Genomic DNA, 16,412 nt, shown 5'->3' on the forward strand with positions numbered 1-16,412 from the left:
CAGATCGTAAGTAGGTTCTAAGAATCTGCTCAAGGTCTCGCGAGCTAGAGCAAGACAAGGCGAAAACGCCCGAGGAAGCGGAGTTTACAAATGGTAAATGCGCATTCTGAGGACGTTTTTTACGCCGTATTGCCGACGCGTAGCAGACTTTAGACAGGTTCTTAGCCATTCAGCGCGTAGTCCTGCAACGCAACCAACTCCTCTTCCTGAAAACCAGCACGTAAGCGGGCTTCTATGTTGAGTTCGCCAATCTGACGTGGCGCGCGGTGGGTGGTGAGCAGCTCACGGAAGGTTTGTACTGGGTCGAGATTACGCTCGGCGCAGCAAAATCGGAACCAATGGTTACCAACCGCAACATGGCCGACTTCGTCGCGAAAGATGATATCCAGAATGGCGACCGCTGCTGGGTCGCCCGCTGCCAAAAGGCGGGCCTGCATGCCGGGTGTGACGTCGAGGCCACGAGCTTCCAAGAGGCGCGGTACCAGTGCCATCCGTACCAGGACATGATCGGCGGTTTTCTCAGCCATTTCCCATAGGCTGTTATGGGCAGGGAAGTCACCGTAACGGTAGCCTAAGGTCTGTAGGTGATCGCGCAATAGGCGAAAGTGTCCTGCTTCCTCCGCAGCAACCCTGATCCAGTCACCATAATAGTCGTCAGGCATGTCGGGAAAGCGCGCCGCGGCATCCAAGGCCAGATTGATGGCGTTGAATTCAATGTGGGCAATGGCATGCAGTAACGCTGCCCGCCCCTCAATACTGCCTAAACGTCTACGGGGTACCTGCTGGGGCGGTAGCAGAATTGGTTTTTCTGGGCGGCCCGGCCGTTGTGGTGGTGTTTGCCAACCGATTGTGTGATTGAACTTACCGGCTTGCCAACCATCCCAAAGTAGATCAGCAAGTTTGGCTTTGCTGTCCGGGTCGGACTGGCTTAGCGCTTCACCCAGCGTGGGGTAGAGGGCAATCTTCATGTGGCTTTGGCAGCCCGGCGCGCAGCTTTGGCAGCATTCACTGCGGCTTGCGCCGCCATCTGGTCCCCCTGCTGTGCGATAACGACTTCGCTTTCATCTATAGCCTTGAAGCGGGCGTGGAATTCATCGCGATTGCGTACCCATAATCCTGGATTGAATGGCCAAAGATGTTCATAGATAACGACGGGTCCATTGGTATCGGCAGACATGGCGTCTGCGACAAAGCGATAGAGCCCGCCATCCAGGTGGCGGTAAAAGCGGTCAGACATGAAAGTGCCCGGTAAATTGAGAAAAAAGGATTTTATGGTTTCCGGGAAACTTTGGTTGCAATCCTTGTGGAATAGAGCCGCAAAGCGCCAGATAGCAATTTGCCTTAGAACCTGTTTACGATCTGTCACGAGCAGCTGTCAGCAGGGCGCGGAGCAGCACAGAAACCGGAGTGTACTTAGGTACATGAGGATTTCGAGCAGCACATAAGCCCTGATCACGGCTGCGCAGTAAGATCGTAAGCAGGTTCTTACGCATTCCGATAGACGCGTACCAAGATAAGGACTACTCGATGAAAACAGCATTGATTGTCATTGATTTCATTAACGACATTGTGCATGCGGAAGGGAAGATTCCCAGTTGTGCTGCGCATGTCGAAGAACGCCAAGCGATTACCAAGGCTAATACCGCTTTGCAATATGCCCGGGCAAATGGCTGGTTGCCGATTCTGGTGAAGGTGGGATTTTCAGCTGCCTATCAGGAACAGCCCAAGGATTCGCCTATGTTTGGAAAAGCACATTTGGGCAAGGTGCTGACATTGGGGGAATGGGGTACGGCGTTTCATGCTGATCTGGACGTACAAGCTAGCGACGTCGTAGTGGTGAAGCCTCGCGTTAATCCATTCTATGCCTCGGTACTGGAAGCGGCGTTACGGGCAAATAAGGTAGAACGCCTGGTGGTGTGCGGTGTCAGCACCACTTGGGCGATTCAATCCACAGTGCGTGATGCGCACGATCGTGACTATCAGATAGTGATTCTGGAGGATGCGTGCGCAGCTGCTGATGAACAGGAACATCGTGCTTCAATTGCGCAGCTGATCCGTATCGCCAAGGTGGTTACAGTGAGCGAGTTGCCCAGCTTGAACTGATAAAGCCAGTGCGTATACTGCCGGCCTTGTACTTTACCCTGAATCACCCATGCAAGCCTTTTTCGCCCAATTAAGCGCGCTGACACAGCTCGAAATAGTCGGTTTCATACTGACCATTGCCGGTATCTGGCTGGCTGCGCGTAACCATTGGCTGACCTGGCCTTTGCAAATGGCGGCGGGCATGCTGTACGTGGGTCTTTTCGTGCAGTTTCATCTATTCGGTGAGGCGGCACTGAATGGGCTATATGTCCTGCTTGCGATCTTCGGCCTGTTTCAGTGGCGACGAGGGGTTACCAAGGCTGAATTGCCCATCAGTCGGATGAATCGGCAGGACTATGTGCTGTTCTGGGGGATAGGCGTGCTGAGTACCGTGATCGTGGCGAATCTCCAGGTCAATTTCCTGCCGACTGACCTGCCATGGCTGGACTCCACCGTATTTGTCTTTGGCGTATTGGCCCAGTGGTTACAAGCCCGGCGCAAATTAGAGAACTGGCCTGCCTGGATAGCACTCGACTTGCTTGCGGCGGGCATCTACTTGCATAAAAATCTGCAGGTGACGGGGGTGCTCTACCTGTTGCTGGCGGTATTGGCAGCTTACGGTTGGTGGGACTGGCGCAAGCTGATGCGGAATACAGCCGATGCGTAAACTTGCCGTGGTTGGGGCCGAGTCATCTGGCAAAACGACTTTGACGCGGGATCTAGCGGCAGCGCTTAGTGCGCCTTGGGTGGATGAGTACGCCCGTGCTTATTTTGCTGCGAAGGGTGATACGTCTTACGTATTGGACGATGTGATTGCTATTGCCCAAGGCCAACATGCCAGCGAGTGTGACGCGGGGCGGTGGCATGGGCAAATGAGCGATGAATGGCTGGTGTGTGACACGAACGCGCTCGTGTGCAAAATCTGGGCGGAAGTGCGATTTGGTCATTGCCCTGTGGCGATTGAGATGGCGTGGCCTGCACGGGATTACGCGCTGCATATCCTGCCTACACCGGACATCGCCTGGGAAGCCGACCCGCTACGCGAGAACCCAAATGACCGGCAGGCCTTGTTTGCCCGTTACGAGGCGGCATTACAGGCGGCTGGTGTGCCGTATTGTGTGGTCAGTGGAACACCCGATGAGCGTGTGACGATGGTTTTACAATGCTTAGGAGCTATTGCTTACCCAAAGTGACGCGATCTGTCACGAGCAACACACAAGCCCTGATTACAACTGCGCAGTAAGATCGTGAAGGGTTCTTAGGGTGTTTGTGGACGTAGGGTAATCGACTCCCCCGGCGCCAACATAGCCTCCGTACGCAAGCGCCAATCGCTTTTCCCGTCATGTGCATTTTCTTCCAGCTGCACCAGCCAGCGTTGGGTTGGCAACGGTTTCTCCAGTTGGACCACCAGCATACCGCCCTCTTCTGGTTTTAATTCGAACACCTTGTCCATGCCTGCACGGGTTGGGTGGGATAGCCGTAGAGTGACCGGCTGGGATTTGTCGGGCAGCGGGATCATCAATGCGCGGAGACTGAGGCCATCCTGGGCAAGAAAAAGCTGGGCTGATAGTCCGAGCTTGGCAGCCTCTGTATCGCGGGACATCTCCATGCCGATTTCGTTACCCTGCTTGTAATAGTCATCAGTCACCAGACCATCGTCGGTTTTGACTGCCACAAACATCAGGCCGATACAGGCAACGACAGTTACCAATAACAAACTGAGAAAAAGCAGAACAACGGGCTGGCGATACCAGTGGCTGGATTCAGACATAGGGTGTAACTCATATTGAAAGTAGGGGAGGTGGTGTATCGCGTACAAATACACCACCAGAAGATTCTTACTGCCCGATAAAGCTCGATTTCTCACGTACCTTGAGGGTCAGGTCATCCGCTGCTTGAACTTCAAAGTAGATTTTCTTGGAGCCACGTGAGACGAACTGTGGTTCAACCTGTACCCGTATCCCAACCTGGGCTGAGCCGTTGGCGGGGACTTCGACGATTTCACCTTGGTCTGTCAGTACTTTCAAGTCGGGTAATCCGTCAGCACGGATGATAAAGCGGTGGCCCTTTTCATCCGTATTCTGAATCTGCAATCGGTAGCTGTTCTCCAGCAAGCCTTCATCGGTTTCACGTACCAGTGCGTTACGGTCCCGCATGACGTTGACCTTGCAAGGGGACTTGAACATCAGCGACATGACCACGCCAGCTGTGACGACCATCAACATGACGCTGTAGAGGATCACCCTGGGGCGCAAGATGTGGTTGGCGATTTCCGATTCCGGGTACTTGTGCGCCAAGGCATTTTCTGTGGTGTAACGCACGAGGCCACGTGGGTACTCCATCTTATCCATGATGCTGTCACAGGCATCAATACAGGCACCGCAGGCGATACATTCGTATTGCAAGCCATCGCGGATATCGATACCGACTGGACAGACCTGTACGCACAGCTTGCAGTCGATGCAGTCACCCTTGCCTTCGGCTTTATAGTCTTCCCCTTTTTTACGGCTACCACGCGGATCGCCACGTCCTGTGTCGTAGCTGATGATCAAGGTATCGGAATCGAACATTGCGCTCTGGAAACGCGCATAGGGGCACATGTATTTGCAGACCTGCTCACGCATCCAGCCGGCATTGCCGTAGGTGGCGAATCCGTAGAACAGGATCCAGAAGGTTTCCCAGGGGCCGGTGCTCAAGTTGAGTACCGAGGAGGTCAACTCGCGAATAGGCGAGAAATAACCGACAAAGGTGAACCCAGTCCAGGCTGCAATCACAAGCCAGATGGCGTGCTTGGTGTATTTGAGTCTGAGGCGACGCGCATTCATCGGGCCATTGTCGAGCTTCATCCGGGCCATACGGTCGCCTTCGACCCACTTCTCGACCCATAAGAAGATTTCGGTGTAGACCGTTTGTGGACAGGAATAACCGCACCAGAGCCGCCCCCCGATCGAGGTCCAGACGAAGAGGCCGAATGCGCTCATCAACAGCAGCGCTGTCAGGTAGATGAAGTCCTGCGGCAGGAAGATGAGGTTGAAGATATAGAACTTACGATCGACCAGATCGAACAGCAGCATCTGCCGATCGCCCCAATTAAGCCAAGGCATGCCATAGAAGAACACCTGGGTGGCGACCAGCCAAAACCAGCGCCATTGGGTGAAGCGGCCGGTAATCCAGCGTGGGTAGACTTTCTTGGCTTTGGCATAGAGGACGCGATCTTCGTATTCAACAGCGTCTTCAGCCGGTTGTGCCGGTAGCACCTTGATGGGAATGTTTTTGAAGGATTGTTGGGACATAGGTTCTGTGACCTTTGGCAACCATGATCGGGTTCATGTGCTGCTCGAAAGCCCCCACAAGGGGGACGTCGAACTGTTAAGAACTGGTTCTCGATCTTGCTGTGCAGCGGTGATCAGGGCTTACGCACTACTCCGCACCCTGCTGACAGCTGCTCGTAACAGATCTTGAAGAACAAGTTCCAAGGCGCTTCGCGCCAAGAAGTTCTTCGCCTCCTATAGAAAATTTCCGGCTTTTGCTTCTTGTTCTGCTGACGACTGCTCATGAATAGCCATGAACAGGCTCAACGGTCCGGAAACGGTTTTCAAAAGCCACTGGGCTTTGGGAAGCCGTCTACGTGTTAGTTACACTTAAGAGCGTACCGGACAACGCCGCATCCGGCCTGCGACTTGCTGTCGCACTAGAGGCCGCCATGTCGTGGGTAACGACATGGCGGCAATGGGTCTATTTGTTTTGTGCTGCTTGTTCGTGGTGCGACAAGCCATAAACATAGGCAGCTAGCAGATGCACTTTGCCGTCACCTAAAGCATCTTTCCAAGCAGGCATGCGGTTCTTGCGGCCATTGGTGATGGTTTCGATGATGGCGCGTTCACTGCCGCCATACAGCCAGATCTTGTCGGTAAGGTTAGGCGCGCCGATCAATTGGCTGCCCTTGCCATCGGCCTGATGGCAGGCCACGCAAACCTGGGCGAAAGTTGTTTCACCACGGCCTGCACGTACCGCGTCGTAATTCCGGCTGGCGAGCTTGAGCACGTAGTTGGCGACGTCCTTGACCTTTTCTTCACCAAAGGCCGCGCCAAAGGCCGGCATTTGGCCCGAACGACCATTGTTTATGGTTTCCACGATTTTTTCGGGCGTGCCGCCATAAAGCCAGTCGTTGTCGGTGAGGTTCGGGAAGCCTTTCGCACCGCGTGCATCGGAACCATGGCACTGCATGCAGTAGGTCAGAAACAGGCTCTGGCCGGACTTGTGTGCTTCCTCATCCTTGGACAGCGCAACGATATCGACTTTCAGGTACTTATCGTACAGGGGTTTGATAGCCGCTTCCTTCGCAGCCGACTCCTGCTCGTACTGACTGATCTTTGTCCACTTCAACACACCCGGGAAGCTGCCCAGACCGGGATATAGAACCAGATACACCACTGCGGTGACGATGGTGATGTAGAAGAGTCCCATCCACCACATGGGCAGGGGATTGTTGTACTCCTCCAGATCTTCGTCCCACTTGTGGCCGGTTACATCGGCCTGTTGCCCTTTGGGTAGCTTGACCACGCTCTGCGATCTGAGCAGATAGGTCAGCCAGATCAGCGACAGCACAACGATGCCGGTGACCCAGTAGCTCCAAAATTGGCTAATAAAATCGCTCATTTACTTACTCCCGGCCTGCTCATGGGGCAGGTCGTCGTCATTGATCGGCTGCATGGCGGCTTCGTCAAACCGCTGACTGGCTGGTTTGCCATAGGCCCATAGGGCGATGGCAACGAAACAAGCCAATCCAGCCACAGTGAGTACTTCCCGAAACAGATTGATATCCATGGCAAAGCTCCCGCTTAGCGTATGCCCTTCAAAGCAAGGCCCAGGCCCTGCAAGTAGGCGACAACCGCATCCATTTCCGTCTTGCCGTCCACAAGCTTTGGTGCTTCAGCAATTTCAGCATCGGTGTAGGGCACGCCAACCTTACGCAGTGCCGTCATGCTGGCTTGTACTTTGGTTGGGTCAACCTTGCCGGATGCCAACCATGGGAAAGCGGGCATGTTCGATTCGGGCACAACATCGCGTGGATTGGTCAGATGCACCACATGCCATTCATCCGAGTAACGGCCGCCGACACGCGCCAGGTCGGGACCGGTACGCTTGGAACCCCACTGGAACGGATGGTCATAGACGGACTCGCCAGCAACCGAATAATGGCCATAGCGTTCGGTTTCGGCACGGAAGGGGCGGATCATCTGCGAATGGCAGTTGTAGCAACCTTCGCGCAGGTAAACGTCCCGACCTGCCAGTTGCAGTGCGTCATATGGCTTTACGCCTGGCGTGGGCTGCGTGGTGGACTTGGAGTACATCAATGGCAGGATTTCCACCATCATGGCCACGCTGATAATCAGTATCGTGAATACGATCAGGTAGCCGACATGCTCTTCGATCAATCTTTGAATTCTGTTCATGACGTCTCTCGGCTTAAGCGTGGGCGTGTTGCAGAGCAGGAATCGGCGCATCCACCGACTTCCCCTGCATGACGGTGCGGGCCACGTTGTAGGCCATCACGAACATACCACTAAGGAATAATGCTCCACCCAGTACGCGGATGTAGTAGTAGGGGTAGCTGGCCTTGACTGAGTCAATAAACGCGTAGGTCAACGTGCCATCCGCATTGGTGGCACGCCACATCAAGCCTTGGGTCACACCCGAGATCCACATCGCGGCGATATAGAGCACCACGCCCAGCGTTGCCATCCAGAAATGTGCTTCGATCAAGGGAATGGAGTACATCTTGTCACGGCCCCACAGGCGTGGGATCAGGTAGTAGATGGAACCAATCGAGATCATGGCAACCCAACCGAGGGCGCCAGAGTGCACGTGGCCAATGGTCCAGTCGGTGTAGTGGCTCAGTGCATTGACGGTCTTGATCGACATCATCGGGCCTTCAAAGGTCGACATGCCGTAGAAAGACAGTGCAGTAATCAGGAACTTCAGGATCGGGTCGGTACGCAGCTTATGCCACGCGCCGGACAGGGTCATGATGCCGTTGATCATGCCGCCCCAGCTTGGCGCCAACAGAATCAGGGAGAAGACCATACCCACGCTTTGCGTCCAGTCAGGCAGCGCGGTGTAGTGCAGATGGTGTGGTCCCGCCCACATATAGGTAAAGACGAGCGCCCAGAAATGCACCACCGACAGGCGATAGGAATAAACAGGACGGCCCGCTTGCTTGGGGATGAAGTAGTACATCATCCCGAGGAAGGCGGCGGTCAGAAAGAAGCCCACCGCGTTATGGCCATACCACCATTGCACCATGGCATCCACAGCGCCGGCGTAAGCCGAGTAGGACTTCCACATGCTGACGGGTACGGCCATGCTGTTGACGATATGCAGCAACGCCACCGCCAGGATGAAAGCACCGTAGAACCAGTTAGCCACATAGATGTGTTTTTGGGTACGTTTGGCAATGGTGCCGAAGAACACATAGGCGTAGGTAACCCAGACTATCGTGATCAGCACATCGATAGGCCATTCCAGTTCTGCGTATTCCTTACCCTGGGTATAACCCAGCGGTAAAGTGATCGCGGCGAGGACGATAACGAGTTGCCAACCCCAGAACGTAAAGGCTGCGAGTTTGTCGGAAATCAGGCGTACGCCACAGGTGCGTTGCACGACGTAGTAGCTGGTGGCGAACAATGCGCTGCCGCCAAAGGCGAAGATGACCGCATTGGTATGTAGTGGACGTAAGCGGCCGAAATGGAAATAAGGACCGTAATTCAGTTCTGGCCAAGCCATCTGAGCGGCGATGACTACGCCGGCCAGCATACCCACAATCCCCCAGACTACCGTCATGATGCTGAACTGCCGCACCACTTGGTAATTGAAGGTTTCCACCCCGTGATGGGGTTCAAGCGCCGAATTGGCTTGCATGGAAGTCTCCGAAAACGCGTATAAAACAAACAGGCCGTATTGCGATACCGTACGCAGCCTGAGGTAAACAGGGGGCGCGACCGTAGCAGAACCGGATTTGTTGGTGGTTGCTGCAGCGTAGGTACCAGGGGGCTCGTTCAGCCTACCGCAGACACCGGATGTCGGCCTTGACTTATATCAACCGCGTCAGCGGCGCACTGAATAAGTACGGGACGAGGCCGAGAAAGTACCTGCATATCAGTACTTAAATCTTTGCTGCGAAACCGCAAATCTTACCGTCAGCTAGGGCGGCGGGCAATCGAGCATTTACTCCCAAAGGTCCATGTAGAGGGCAATTCAGCTTGCTGGAGGCTACTCATCAAGAACGGTTCTCATTTTTTAAGGACAATTTCTTAATTACGGGTATGGCCGGCTTGTCTGCTGACTCAGCCAAGCAATTGTATCGAAAGGCATTTCGTCGGCATCTCTGCTAGCTATAGTCCGCGGCTGAGCAGAAAACAAAAACAAAAAACGGCGAACCTGGGTTCGCCGTTTTTTTCGGGGTCGCTACTTAGATTTAGTGATGATGACCATGTGGGCCGTGGACGTGGCCGTGGTCCAGTTCTTCCTTGGAAGCAGCCCGGACTTCTGCAATCGTAGCGACAAAACGGATGCGCTTACCGGCCAGCGGATGGTTGCCATCGACCACGACTTTGCCGTCGGCGATCTCGGTTACGGTGAACAGCATCACGTCACCGCTTTCAGGGTCATCGGCTTCAAACATCATGCCGACTTCCAGTTCTGCCGGGAAAACGTCCTGGGATTCAATACGCACCAATTCAGCGTCGTATTCGCCAAAAGCATCGTCGGGCTCCATGGTCACGTCGATTTTCTCGCCGACTTTCTTGCCATGAAGGGCTTCTTCCACCACAGGGAAAATGCCGTCGTAGCCGCCATGCAGGTAAACCATCGGCTCGTCTGGCTGGGTTTTGTCCAGCGAGGTGCCTTCGGCATCAAACATTTCATATTGCAGGGCGACTACCGAGTTCTTCGCGATTTCCATGGGCGGATTTCCTTGGGGTGATGCCAGTCAGGCATCAAGTTGCTGAATGAGTTTGAGGACATCCGCCGCATGCCCGCGCGGAGCAACGTTATACAGCGCGTGGCGCAGCGTGCCTGAGCGATCGACGATGAATGTCGAGCGGATGGTGCCGAATTTTACCACGCCATTGCGTTCCAACTGCCGAAGTGTGTGGTAGCTCTTTGAAACTTCTGATTCGCTATCGGATAAAAGCCGCACCAAGAGGCCGTGCCTGTCGCGAAAAACCTCATGGCAGAATGGGTCATCCAGGCTGACACCGAGCACCACGGTGCCGGACTTCGCAAAGTGTTCGGCCAGATCAGTGAACTCCAGGGCCTCCACTGTGCACCCTGGTGCGTCATCACGATGATAGAAATACAGTACGACTTGCTGTTTATTGCGATAGTCAGACAATCTGACCATATCCATTGCGGCGTCGGGTAGCTCGAAGTCGGGTGCAGCTTGGCCTGGTGTCAGCATATGTACCTCGGTGAATTTCCCCCTGCTGCATGGTCTGGCCTGGGATGCGATAATCGGGGCCACCTTACTTTTCCCCTATATAGCCCAGATGCCCAAATCGCTACTCGGGAATCTGACAGCCGAGCAATTTCTGTCCGATTACTGGCAAAAGAAGCCCCTCTTGATTCGCCAGGCCGTGAGCCAGTTCGACTGGCAACCTGAACTCGCCGATCTGATCGCGCTTGCAACGCAGGATGATGTCGAGTCCCGCTTGATTGAGAACAAACAGGGTAAATGGTCTTGTGAATCCGGACCTTTTCGGCCGAATCGCTTCAAACGCTTGCTGCCCACGGATTGGACTGTGTTGGTCCAGAACGTCAACCATCATGTTCCGTTTGCAACCGAGTTACTGTACCGATTCGACTTCATTCCCCATGTGCGCCTCGATGATTTGATGATCAGCTATGCGCCAGCCGGTGGCGGCGTTGGTCCTCACTTTGACAGTTATGACGTCTTTTTGCTCCAGGTTGGCGGCAAAAAGCGTTGGCGTATTTCCGCGCAAACTGACCTGGATTTGGCGGAAGATGCGCCGCTCAAGATATTGAAGCGCTTTGAAGCCGAGCAGGAATGGGTGCTGGAACATGGCGACATGCTCTATCTGCCGCCCAAATACGCGCACGAAGGCGTAGCGTTGGAGGCAGGGCAAACGTGGTCTATCGGTTTTCGTGCGCCGAGCGCGCAGGAGATGGGCGGGGCATTCCTGGATTTCCTGCGGGATCGGATCGAACTTGATGGCTTATATGCCGACCCTAATCTGCAAAAGCCCATTGATCCAGCACGGGTGCCCTACGATTTTGTAGTACGCATTAAAGCCATGCTGGATGGCATACGCTGGAATGAGGCTGAGGTGCGTGAATTCATTGGACATTATTTTTCCGAACCCAAAGCCCACGTGTTCTACGACTCGCCGGACGAAGAGGACAGCGAGCCCGCCTTTGCCCGCAAGTTGGCCAAGCAAGGCGTTCAGTTGGACATGAAAACCGTACTGCTTTTTGACGACGCACGCTTTTACATCAACGGCGAAACGCTGGACGCAGGGCTGGATGCAATTGAACATTTACGACAGTTAGCTAACCAACGTCGACTGCCACCCGCCGTTTATCCTGCTACGCTCATTGCTGCGCTTTACCCCTGTTACCAATACGGATACCTGCATCTTGGCTAAGTACGCCTTCCCTTCTGACTGCCCCTGCGGCAGTGGCAAGTCCTATAAAGACTGCTGTTTTATGTACCACATGGAAAAAATCCACGCACCGACGCCAGAGGCGCTGATGCGTTCGCGTTATGCCGCTTACGTGCTGAAGAAGGCGGATTACCTCTTGTACAGCTGGCACCCGGATACCCGGCCGGCCGAGTTAGACCTTAACGACGATGTGAAGTGGGTTGGCCTTACCATTGTTGGGACGGAGCTTGGCGTGGATGGTCTGGAGGGTACGGTTGAGTTTGTCGCCAAATATAAGATTGGTGGCAAGGCAGCCAAGATGACGGAAAAGAGTAATTTCGTCCGGCAGGGTAATCGCTGGTATTACTTCGACGGGGACGTCGAGGAGTGAACTGCTAGCAGCGGTAGATGCCATCTGCCTTGAGCACAGCTGCAGCAAGATCATGTTGCTCAGCAGTACTGAGCGCGAGGATGCCCATCGCTTTTTTGAACAGAATGCCTATCAAGGCGACCGCAAGCGTGGTTTTGTGAAATATCGTCGATCTTTCGGCAACCCGTTTTCGGCAGGCGAGCCCTGCGCTGCATTGGTTGAAAAGGAAACCCTATGAGTAAGCTAACGATTAGCACCCAGTTTGATTCTGGTTCTATCGAGGTGGTCAGTTTGGTTGATCATCGTGACATCCAATTGCGAATCAAGCCTGACAATGCGAGTGAATTCGCTCAGTGGTTTCATTTCCGCCTGCAAGGGGCTGTAGGGTTGCCGACGCAGCTGCGGTTTTTAAATGCCGGCAAGTCAGCATATCCGGATTGGTATGGTTACCGCGTGGTGGCTAGTTACGACCGCCAGCACTGGTTCCGTATCCCCACGGAGTTTGATGGTCAGGTCATGACAGCGAGTGTCACCCCTGTAGCCAACAGTATTTACTTCGCCTATTTCGAGCCGTACAGCTATGAGCGGCATCTCGATCTGATCGGCTTTGCCGGTGAATCGGACAAGGTCGAGCTGGAGCATCTTGGGAATACCCTGGATGGCCGGGACATGACACTCTTGCGCATTACCGATGAATTGGCGCCTGTACCGCTGGGGAAGAAGAAAAAGGTTTGGCTGACTGCACGGCAGCATCCAGGTGAAACCATGGCTGAATGGTTTATCGAAGGTTTTCTGGAACGCCTGCTTGATGTGGACGACCCGGTCAGCAGGGTATTGCTGAGTAAGTGCTGTTTCTACGTCGTGCCAAATATGAATCCAGACGGTGCGGCAAGGGGTAATTTACGGACCAACGCGGCGGGCGCCAACTTGAATCGCGAGTGGCAGAACCCATCCATGTCACATAGCCCGGAAGTGTTCCTAGTTCGTGAGAAGATGCTGGCGACAGGTATCGATCTTTTTCTGGATGTACATGGCGATGAAATCCGCCCTTATAACTTCGTGGCTGGTTGCGAGGGAAACCCAGGTTATAGCGACAGGTTGCATAAGTTGGAAAATGCTTTTAAAGCTGCTTGGATGGCCATCTCACCCGATTTCCAGGACGTTCATGGCTATGAAAAGGAAGCCCCGGGCCAAGCCAATCTGACCTTGGCAACGAACTGGGTCGGGCAGCAATTTGATTGCCTTGCCTACACCATCGAAATGCCCTTCAAGGACAACGCGGACCTGCCCGATGAGGAATACGGCTGGAGTGGTGAGCGTTCCAAGAAGTTGGGAGCTGGCGTGTTGTCGCCTATTTTGGCGATGGTTGATCAGGTCCGTTGATTACAAAGGGCTTCCTGGCTAAAAGACACCTCGCTGGTGCGAGGTGTTTTGTTTTCTAATGGCACCCGTATGGAAGGAATATTTTTGGTGCATCTCGCGCAGGCATTTCTTTCAGCACATGAAATAGTCGAGTAAAATCCTCGGCCTTTTCCGACGCTTCCCAGAGCCATCAATGTTTGCGCGACTACGTGAAAATATCGCCATTGTTTTCGAGCGTGATCCGGCTGCACGCTCGACGTGGGAAGTGCTCACCTGTTACCCCGGTTTGCATGCGCTGACATTCCATCAACTCGCCCATATGCTTTGGCGTAACAATTTCAAGTGGTTGGCGCGCTTTACCTCGCATATCAGCCGCTTTCTGACGGGTATTGAGATACATCCTGGCGCTACGATAGGACGATGTGTGTTTATCGATCATGGCATGGGTGTGGTGATCGGTGAGACGGCGGTGATTGGGGATAATTGCACGCTGTACCACGGTGTGACCTTGGGTGGAACGAGCTGGAATAAAGGCAAGCGCCACCCAACGTTGGAAGCCGGCGTGATTATTGGTGCTGGCGCGAAGATTTTGGGACCGATCACATTACATGCTGGTACCAAGGTCGGCTCGAACGCTGTAGTAGTCAAGGATGTGCCGGCCAACGCGACAGCTGTGGGCATACCCGCCCGTATTGTAGCGAGCGAGGCCGCCCAAGTGCGGGAAGCTGCTGCGGAGAAGATGGGGTTTTCGGCCTATGCGATTTCAAGTCAGATGAATGACCCGGTCGTGCAGGCTATCCATGGGCTGGTTGACCATAGCGCGAATATTGATGCGCGGATAGAAAAGATACTGCAACGCCTCGAACATCTGGGTGTGGATTGCGCAGAAGAGCGTGCTACTGCCGATAAATTTGATCCTAATTATCTGAACCGAATTGTTGACTAAATCAGTTGGTTAAAAGCTTGACTAAAAAAGTCGGGTATTTTATTCTTCGAGCTATACATACTCAGGAACGCATATGCGTTTAACCACTAAAGGCCGCTTTGCCGTCACAGCCATGTTGGACTTGGCCCTGCGTGAGCAGAAAGGGCCGGTTACCTTGGCGGGTATTTCTGAGCGGCAGCAGATTTCACTTTCCTATCTTGAGCAGTTGTTCGGCAAACTGCGCCGCAATAACCTTGTGGATAGCGTGCGTGGCCCCGGTGGGGGTTACTGCCTGGCGCGGCCGGTGGCGGCTATTTCGGTGGCCGACATCATTACCGCGGTGGACGAGCCCTTGGATGCCACTCAATGCGGCGGTAAGGAAAATTGTCTTGAAGATAACAAGCGCTGCATGACGCACGACTTGTGGTCTGACCTTAACCGTACCATCTATGAATACCTTGCATCGGTGAGTTTGGCGGACCTGATCGAGAAACAGCGTGGTCAATGTCCTGCCGCGCAAGCCAGCCCTGAATGCAGCGTATTGCACGACAAGCGCAAGAGCACGCAAGAACAACAGATCATCGTTTGATCTGTTGATGTAGAGAGGCCAAAAGGTCCTTTTTCAACTGGGAGTTGATGTACCGCATGGAGCGTAGTAAATGAAACTGCCGATTTACCTCGACTATTCCGCCACCACACCGGTGGATCCGCGTGTTGCCCAGGCAATGATTCCTTGGTTGACTGAGCAGTTCGGCAACCCGGCCAGCCGTTCTCATCCTTTTGGCTGGGTAGCGGAGGAAGCCGTTGAGAATGCCCGCGAAGAAGTGGCCAGACTGGTTAATTGCGATGCCAAGGAAATTGTCTGGACGTCTGGTGCGACCGAGTCCAACAATCTCGCCATCAAAGGCGCAGCGCATTTCTACCAAGACAAGGGTAAGCACCTTATTACCATGAAGACCGAGCACAAAGCGGTGCTCGATACCATGCGGGAGTTGGAACGCGAGGGTTTTGAAGTTACTTACCTGAGCCCGCTGGAAAATGGTCTGGTCGATATGGAAGTGCTCAAGGCTACGCTGCGCGATGACACCATTCTTGTGTCCATCATGGGTGTGAACAATGAAATCGGTGTGGTACAGCCAATAGCAGAGCTGGGCGAATTGTTGCGTGAGCGCGGCATCTTGTTCCATGTCGATGCAGCCCAGGCGACCGGCAAGATTGTGCTAGATCTTTCAGTACTGAAGGTTGATTTGATGAGCTTCTCGGCCCACAAGACCTACGGCCCGAAGGGTATTGGCGCGCTTTACGTGCGCCGTAAGCCGCGTGTTCGCCTGGAAGCACAGATGCACGGTGGTGGTCATGAGCGTGGTATGCGTTCTGGAACCTTGGCGCCGCATCAGATCGTTGGTATGGGTGAGGCTTTCAAGCTTGCACGGGAAGAGATGGCGACCGAGCTGGATCGCATTCGTATGCTGCGTGATCGCCTGTGGCATGGCATCTCCGGCCTGGAAGAGGTTTACCTGAACGGTGATATGGATGCCCGTGTGCCCCATAACCTCAATGTCAGCTTCAACTATGTCGAAGGTGAATCACTGATCATGGCCTTGAAGGACTTGGCCGTATCGAGTGGTTCTGCGTGTACTTCAGCCTCGCTGGAGCCCAGCTATGTGCTGCGAGCCCTGGGCCGTAACGATGAGCTGGCGCATTCGTCGATCCGTTTCACCATCGGTCGTTTCACCACGGTGGAAGACATCGATTACGCCATCAAGCTGATTCACGAAAAGATCGGCAAGTTGCGCGAACTCTCTCCTCTGTGGGACATGTTCAAGGAAGGCATCGACCTGAATACGGTGCAATGGGCGGCGCACTAAGAGCTGGTTAAAAGTCTCGCGAGCTAAGACAAGGCAAACGCACCCGAGGAAGTAGTGCTTAGAAGGGGTAAGTCAGCATTCCGAGGGTGTTTAACGCCGTATCACTGGCAGCAGATTTTGAACAGATGCTAAGTGCATCGCTC

20 protein-coding genes are annotated in these 16,412 nt (G+C 54.1%); 10 read left to right on the forward strand and 10 right to left on the reverse strand.

What is annotated here, in order from left to right:
* Positions 1-161 precede the first annotated feature (161 nt).
* Both ACUHMQ_RS09970 and ACUHMQ_RS09975 read right to left on the reverse strand, forming a co-directional pair.
* The gene (locus tag ACUHMQ_RS09970) at positions 162-968 is read right to left on the reverse strand and encodes a ferritin-like domain-containing protein (RefSeq protein WP_445295314.1); all 807 of its coding nucleotides are present in this window, start codon (positions 966-968) and stop codon (positions 162-164) included.
* Positions 965-1,237, reverse strand: coding sequence for a DUF1653 domain-containing protein (locus tag ACUHMQ_RS09975; protein WP_445295315.1), 273 nt, complete (start codon positions 1,235-1,237; stop codon positions 965-967). Before ACUHMQ_RS09975 ends, ACUHMQ_RS09970 begins: the two co-directional genes overlap by 4 nt.
* 290 nt (positions 1,238-1,527) lie before the next feature.
* On the opposite strand from ACUHMQ_RS09975, the gene ACUHMQ_RS09980 reads away from it, so the two are divergent.
* The 3 genes from ACUHMQ_RS09980 to ACUHMQ_RS09990 are packed head-to-tail and all read left to right on the forward strand — an operon-like array spanning position 1,528 to position 3,275.
* The gene (locus ACUHMQ_RS09980; protein WP_445295316.1) at positions 1,528-2,103 is read left to right on the forward strand and encodes a cysteine hydrolase family protein; all 576 of its coding nucleotides are present in this window, start codon (positions 1,528-1,530) and stop codon (positions 2,101-2,103) included.
* 49 nt (positions 2,104-2,152) lie between these two features.
* Positions 2,153-2,749 carry a nicotinamide riboside transporter PnuC gene (gene pnuC, locus ACUHMQ_RS09985; RefSeq protein WP_445295317.1) on the forward strand — a complete coding sequence of 199 codons (597 nt, stop codon included), beginning with the start codon at positions 2,153-2,155 and terminating at the stop codon, positions 2,747-2,749.
* The gene (locus ACUHMQ_RS09990; protein WP_445295318.1) at positions 2,742-3,275 is read left to right on the forward strand and encodes an AAA family ATPase; all 534 of its coding nucleotides are present in this window, start codon (positions 2,742-2,744) and stop codon (positions 3,273-3,275) included. The genes pnuC and ACUHMQ_RS09990 overlap by 8 nt, the downstream gene beginning before the upstream one ends.
* A 65-nt stretch (positions 3,276-3,340) precedes the next feature.
* On the opposite strand, the gene ACUHMQ_RS09995 is transcribed toward ACUHMQ_RS09990, so the two are convergent.
* The 8 genes from ACUHMQ_RS09995 to ACUHMQ_RS10030 form a co-directional block, all read right to left on the reverse strand.
* On the reverse strand, positions 3,341-3,853 hold the full coding sequence (locus ACUHMQ_RS09995; protein WP_445295319.1) for a FixH family protein: 513 nt from the start codon (positions 3,851-3,853) through the stop codon (positions 3,341-3,343).
* Between the two features lie 67 nt (positions 3,854-3,920).
* Positions 3,921-5,375: a cytochrome c oxidase accessory protein CcoG gene (ccoG, locus tag ACUHMQ_RS10000; protein ID WP_445295320.1), complete on the reverse strand. Its 1,455-nt coding sequence runs from the start codon at positions 5,373-5,375 to the stop codon at positions 3,921-3,923.
* A gap of 442 nt (positions 5,376-5,817) precedes the next feature.
* On the reverse strand, positions 5,818-6,741 hold the full coding sequence (gene ccoP, locus ACUHMQ_RS10005) for a cytochrome-c oxidase, cbb3-type subunit III (protein ID WP_445295321.1): 924 nt from the start codon (positions 6,739-6,741) through the stop codon (positions 5,818-5,820).
* Positions 6,742-6,909: a cbb3-type cytochrome oxidase subunit 3 gene (locus ACUHMQ_RS10010; protein ID WP_445295322.1), complete on the reverse strand. Its 168-nt coding sequence runs from the start codon at positions 6,907-6,909 to the stop codon at positions 6,742-6,744.
* Positions 6,910-6,923: 14 nt separating this feature from the next.
* A complete protein-coding gene (gene ccoO / locus ACUHMQ_RS10015) occupies positions 6,924-7,538 on the reverse strand; it encodes a cytochrome-c oxidase, cbb3-type subunit II (protein WP_445295323.1) in 615 nt (204 codons plus the stop codon).
* Between the two features lie 13 nt (positions 7,539-7,551).
* Positions 7,552-9,003, reverse strand: a complete 1,452-nt coding sequence (gene ccoN, locus ACUHMQ_RS10020; protein WP_445295324.1) for a cytochrome-c oxidase, cbb3-type subunit I — start codon at positions 9,001-9,003, stop codon at positions 7,552-7,554.
* Positions 9,004-9,559: 556 nt separating this feature from the next.
* Positions 9,560-10,045, reverse strand: a complete 486-nt coding sequence (locus ACUHMQ_RS10025) for an FKBP-type peptidyl-prolyl cis-trans isomerase (protein ID WP_445295325.1) — start codon at positions 10,043-10,045, stop codon at positions 9,560-9,562.
* Positions 10,046-10,072: 27 nt separating this feature from the next.
* A complete protein-coding gene (locus tag ACUHMQ_RS10030) occupies positions 10,073-10,543 on the reverse strand; it encodes a peroxiredoxin (protein WP_445295326.1) in 471 nt (156 codons plus the stop codon).
* Between the two features lie 10 nt (positions 10,544-10,553).
* On the opposite strand from ACUHMQ_RS10030, the gene ACUHMQ_RS10035 reads away from it, so the two are divergent.
* The 7 genes from ACUHMQ_RS10035 (at position 10,554) to ACUHMQ_RS10065 (ending at position 16,269) form a co-directional block, all read left to right on the forward strand.
* Positions 10,554-11,747 (forward strand): JmjC domain-containing protein, encoded by a 1,194-nt coding sequence (locus ACUHMQ_RS10035; protein ID WP_445295327.1) that lies wholly within the window; start codon positions 10,554-10,556, stop codon positions 11,745-11,747.
* Positions 11,740-12,135: a YchJ family protein gene (locus ACUHMQ_RS10040; RefSeq protein ID WP_445295328.1), complete on the forward strand. Its 396-nt coding sequence runs from the start codon at positions 11,740-11,742 to the stop codon at positions 12,133-12,135. Before ACUHMQ_RS10035 ends, ACUHMQ_RS10040 begins: the two co-directional genes overlap by 8 nt.
* A 52-nt stretch (positions 12,136-12,187) precedes the next feature.
* Entirely contained in the window at positions 12,188-12,352 is a 165-nt protein-coding gene (locus ACUHMQ_RS10045; protein ID WP_445295329.1) for a hypothetical protein, read from the forward strand.
* Positions 12,349-13,497, forward strand: coding sequence for a M14 family metallopeptidase (locus tag ACUHMQ_RS10050; protein ID WP_445295330.1), 1,149 nt, complete (start codon positions 12,349-12,351; stop codon positions 13,495-13,497). Before ACUHMQ_RS10045 ends, ACUHMQ_RS10050 begins: the two co-directional genes overlap by 4 nt.
* A gap of 172 nt (positions 13,498-13,669) precedes the next feature.
* Positions 13,670-14,422 carry a serine O-acetyltransferase gene (cysE, locus tag ACUHMQ_RS10055; protein WP_445295331.1) on the forward strand — a complete coding sequence of 251 codons (753 nt, stop codon included), beginning with the start codon at positions 13,670-13,672 and terminating at the stop codon, positions 14,420-14,422.
* A 73-nt stretch (positions 14,423-14,495) separates the two neighbouring features.
* Positions 14,496-14,990: a Fe-S cluster assembly transcriptional regulator IscR gene (iscR, locus tag ACUHMQ_RS10060; RefSeq protein WP_445295332.1), complete on the forward strand. Its 495-nt coding sequence runs from the start codon at positions 14,496-14,498 to the stop codon at positions 14,988-14,990.
* Positions 14,991-15,060: 70 nt separating this feature from the next.
* Complete coding sequence (locus ACUHMQ_RS10065) at positions 15,061-16,269, forward strand: IscS subfamily cysteine desulfurase (protein WP_445295333.1); 1,209 nt, start codon at positions 15,061-15,063, stop codon at positions 16,267-16,269.
* The last annotated feature ends 143 nt before the right edge of the window (positions 16,270-16,412 follow it).

It is taken from the genome of Chitinimonas violaceus (assembly GCF_052601015.1).

Bases quoted from the DNA above. Each gene is read 5' to 3' on its own strand.
- ACUHMQ_RS09975 (WP_445295315.1), bottom strand. From the start codon at position 1,237: ATGTCTGACCGCTTTTACCGCCACCTGGATGGCGGGCTCTATCGCTTT.
- pnuC (WP_445295317.1), top strand. From the start codon at position 2,153: ATGCAAGCCTTTTTCGCCCAATTAAGCGCGCTGACACAGCTCGAAATA.
- ACUHMQ_RS09980 (WP_445295316.1), top strand. From the start codon at position 1,528: ATGAAAACAGCATTGATTGTCATTGATTTCATTAACGACATTGTGCAT.
- ACUHMQ_RS10050 (WP_445295330.1), top strand. From the start codon at position 12,349: ATGAGTAAGCTAACGATTAGCACCCAGTTTGATTCTGGTTCTATCGAG.
- ccoN (WP_445295324.1), bottom strand. From the start codon at position 9,003: ATGCAAGCCAATTCGGCGCTTGAACCCCATCACGGGGTGGAAACCTTC.
- iscR (WP_445295332.1), top strand. From the start codon at position 14,496: ATGCGTTTAACCACTAAAGGCCGCTTTGCCGTCACAGCCATGTTGGAC.
- ACUHMQ_RS10045 (WP_445295329.1), top strand. From the start codon at position 12,188: ATGTTGCTCAGCAGTACTGAGCGCGAGGATGCCCATCGCTTTTTTGAA.
- ccoP (WP_445295321.1), bottom strand. From the start codon at position 6,741: ATGAGCGATTTTATTAGCCAATTTTGGAGCTACTGGGTCACCGGCATC.
- ACUHMQ_RS09970 (WP_445295314.1), bottom strand. From the start codon at position 968: ATGAAGATTGCCCTCTACCCCACGCTGGGTGAAGCGCTAAGCCAGTCC.
- cysE (WP_445295331.1), top strand. From the start codon at position 13,670: ATGTTTGCGCGACTACGTGAAAATATCGCCATTGTTTTCGAGCGTGAT.
- ACUHMQ_RS09990 (WP_445295318.1), top strand. From the start codon at position 2,742: ATGCGTAAACTTGCCGTGGTTGGGGCCGAGTCATCTGGCAAAACGACT.
- ccoG (WP_445295320.1), bottom strand. From the start codon at position 5,375: ATGTCCCAACAATCCTTCAAAAACATTCCCATCAAGGTGCTACCGGCA.
- ACUHMQ_RS10065 (WP_445295333.1), top strand. From the start codon at position 15,061: ATGAAACTGCCGATTTACCTCGACTATTCCGCCACCACACCGGTGGAT.
- ACUHMQ_RS10010 (WP_445295322.1), bottom strand. From the start codon at position 6,909: ATGGATATCAATCTGTTTCGGGAAGTACTCACTGTGGCTGGATTGGCT.
- ACUHMQ_RS09995 (WP_445295319.1), bottom strand. From the start codon at position 3,853: ATGTCTGAATCCAGCCACTGGTATCGCCAGCCCGTTGTTCTGCTTTTT.
- ACUHMQ_RS10030 (WP_445295326.1), bottom strand. From the start codon at position 10,543: ATGCTGACACCAGGCCAAGCTGCACCCGACTTCGAGCTACCCGACGCC.
- ccoO (WP_445295323.1), bottom strand. From the start codon at position 7,538: ATGAACAGAATTCAAAGATTGATCGAAGAGCATGTCGGCTACCTGATC.
- ACUHMQ_RS10025 (WP_445295325.1), bottom strand. From the start codon at position 10,045: ATGGAAATCGCGAAGAACTCGGTAGTCGCCCTGCAATATGAAATGTTT.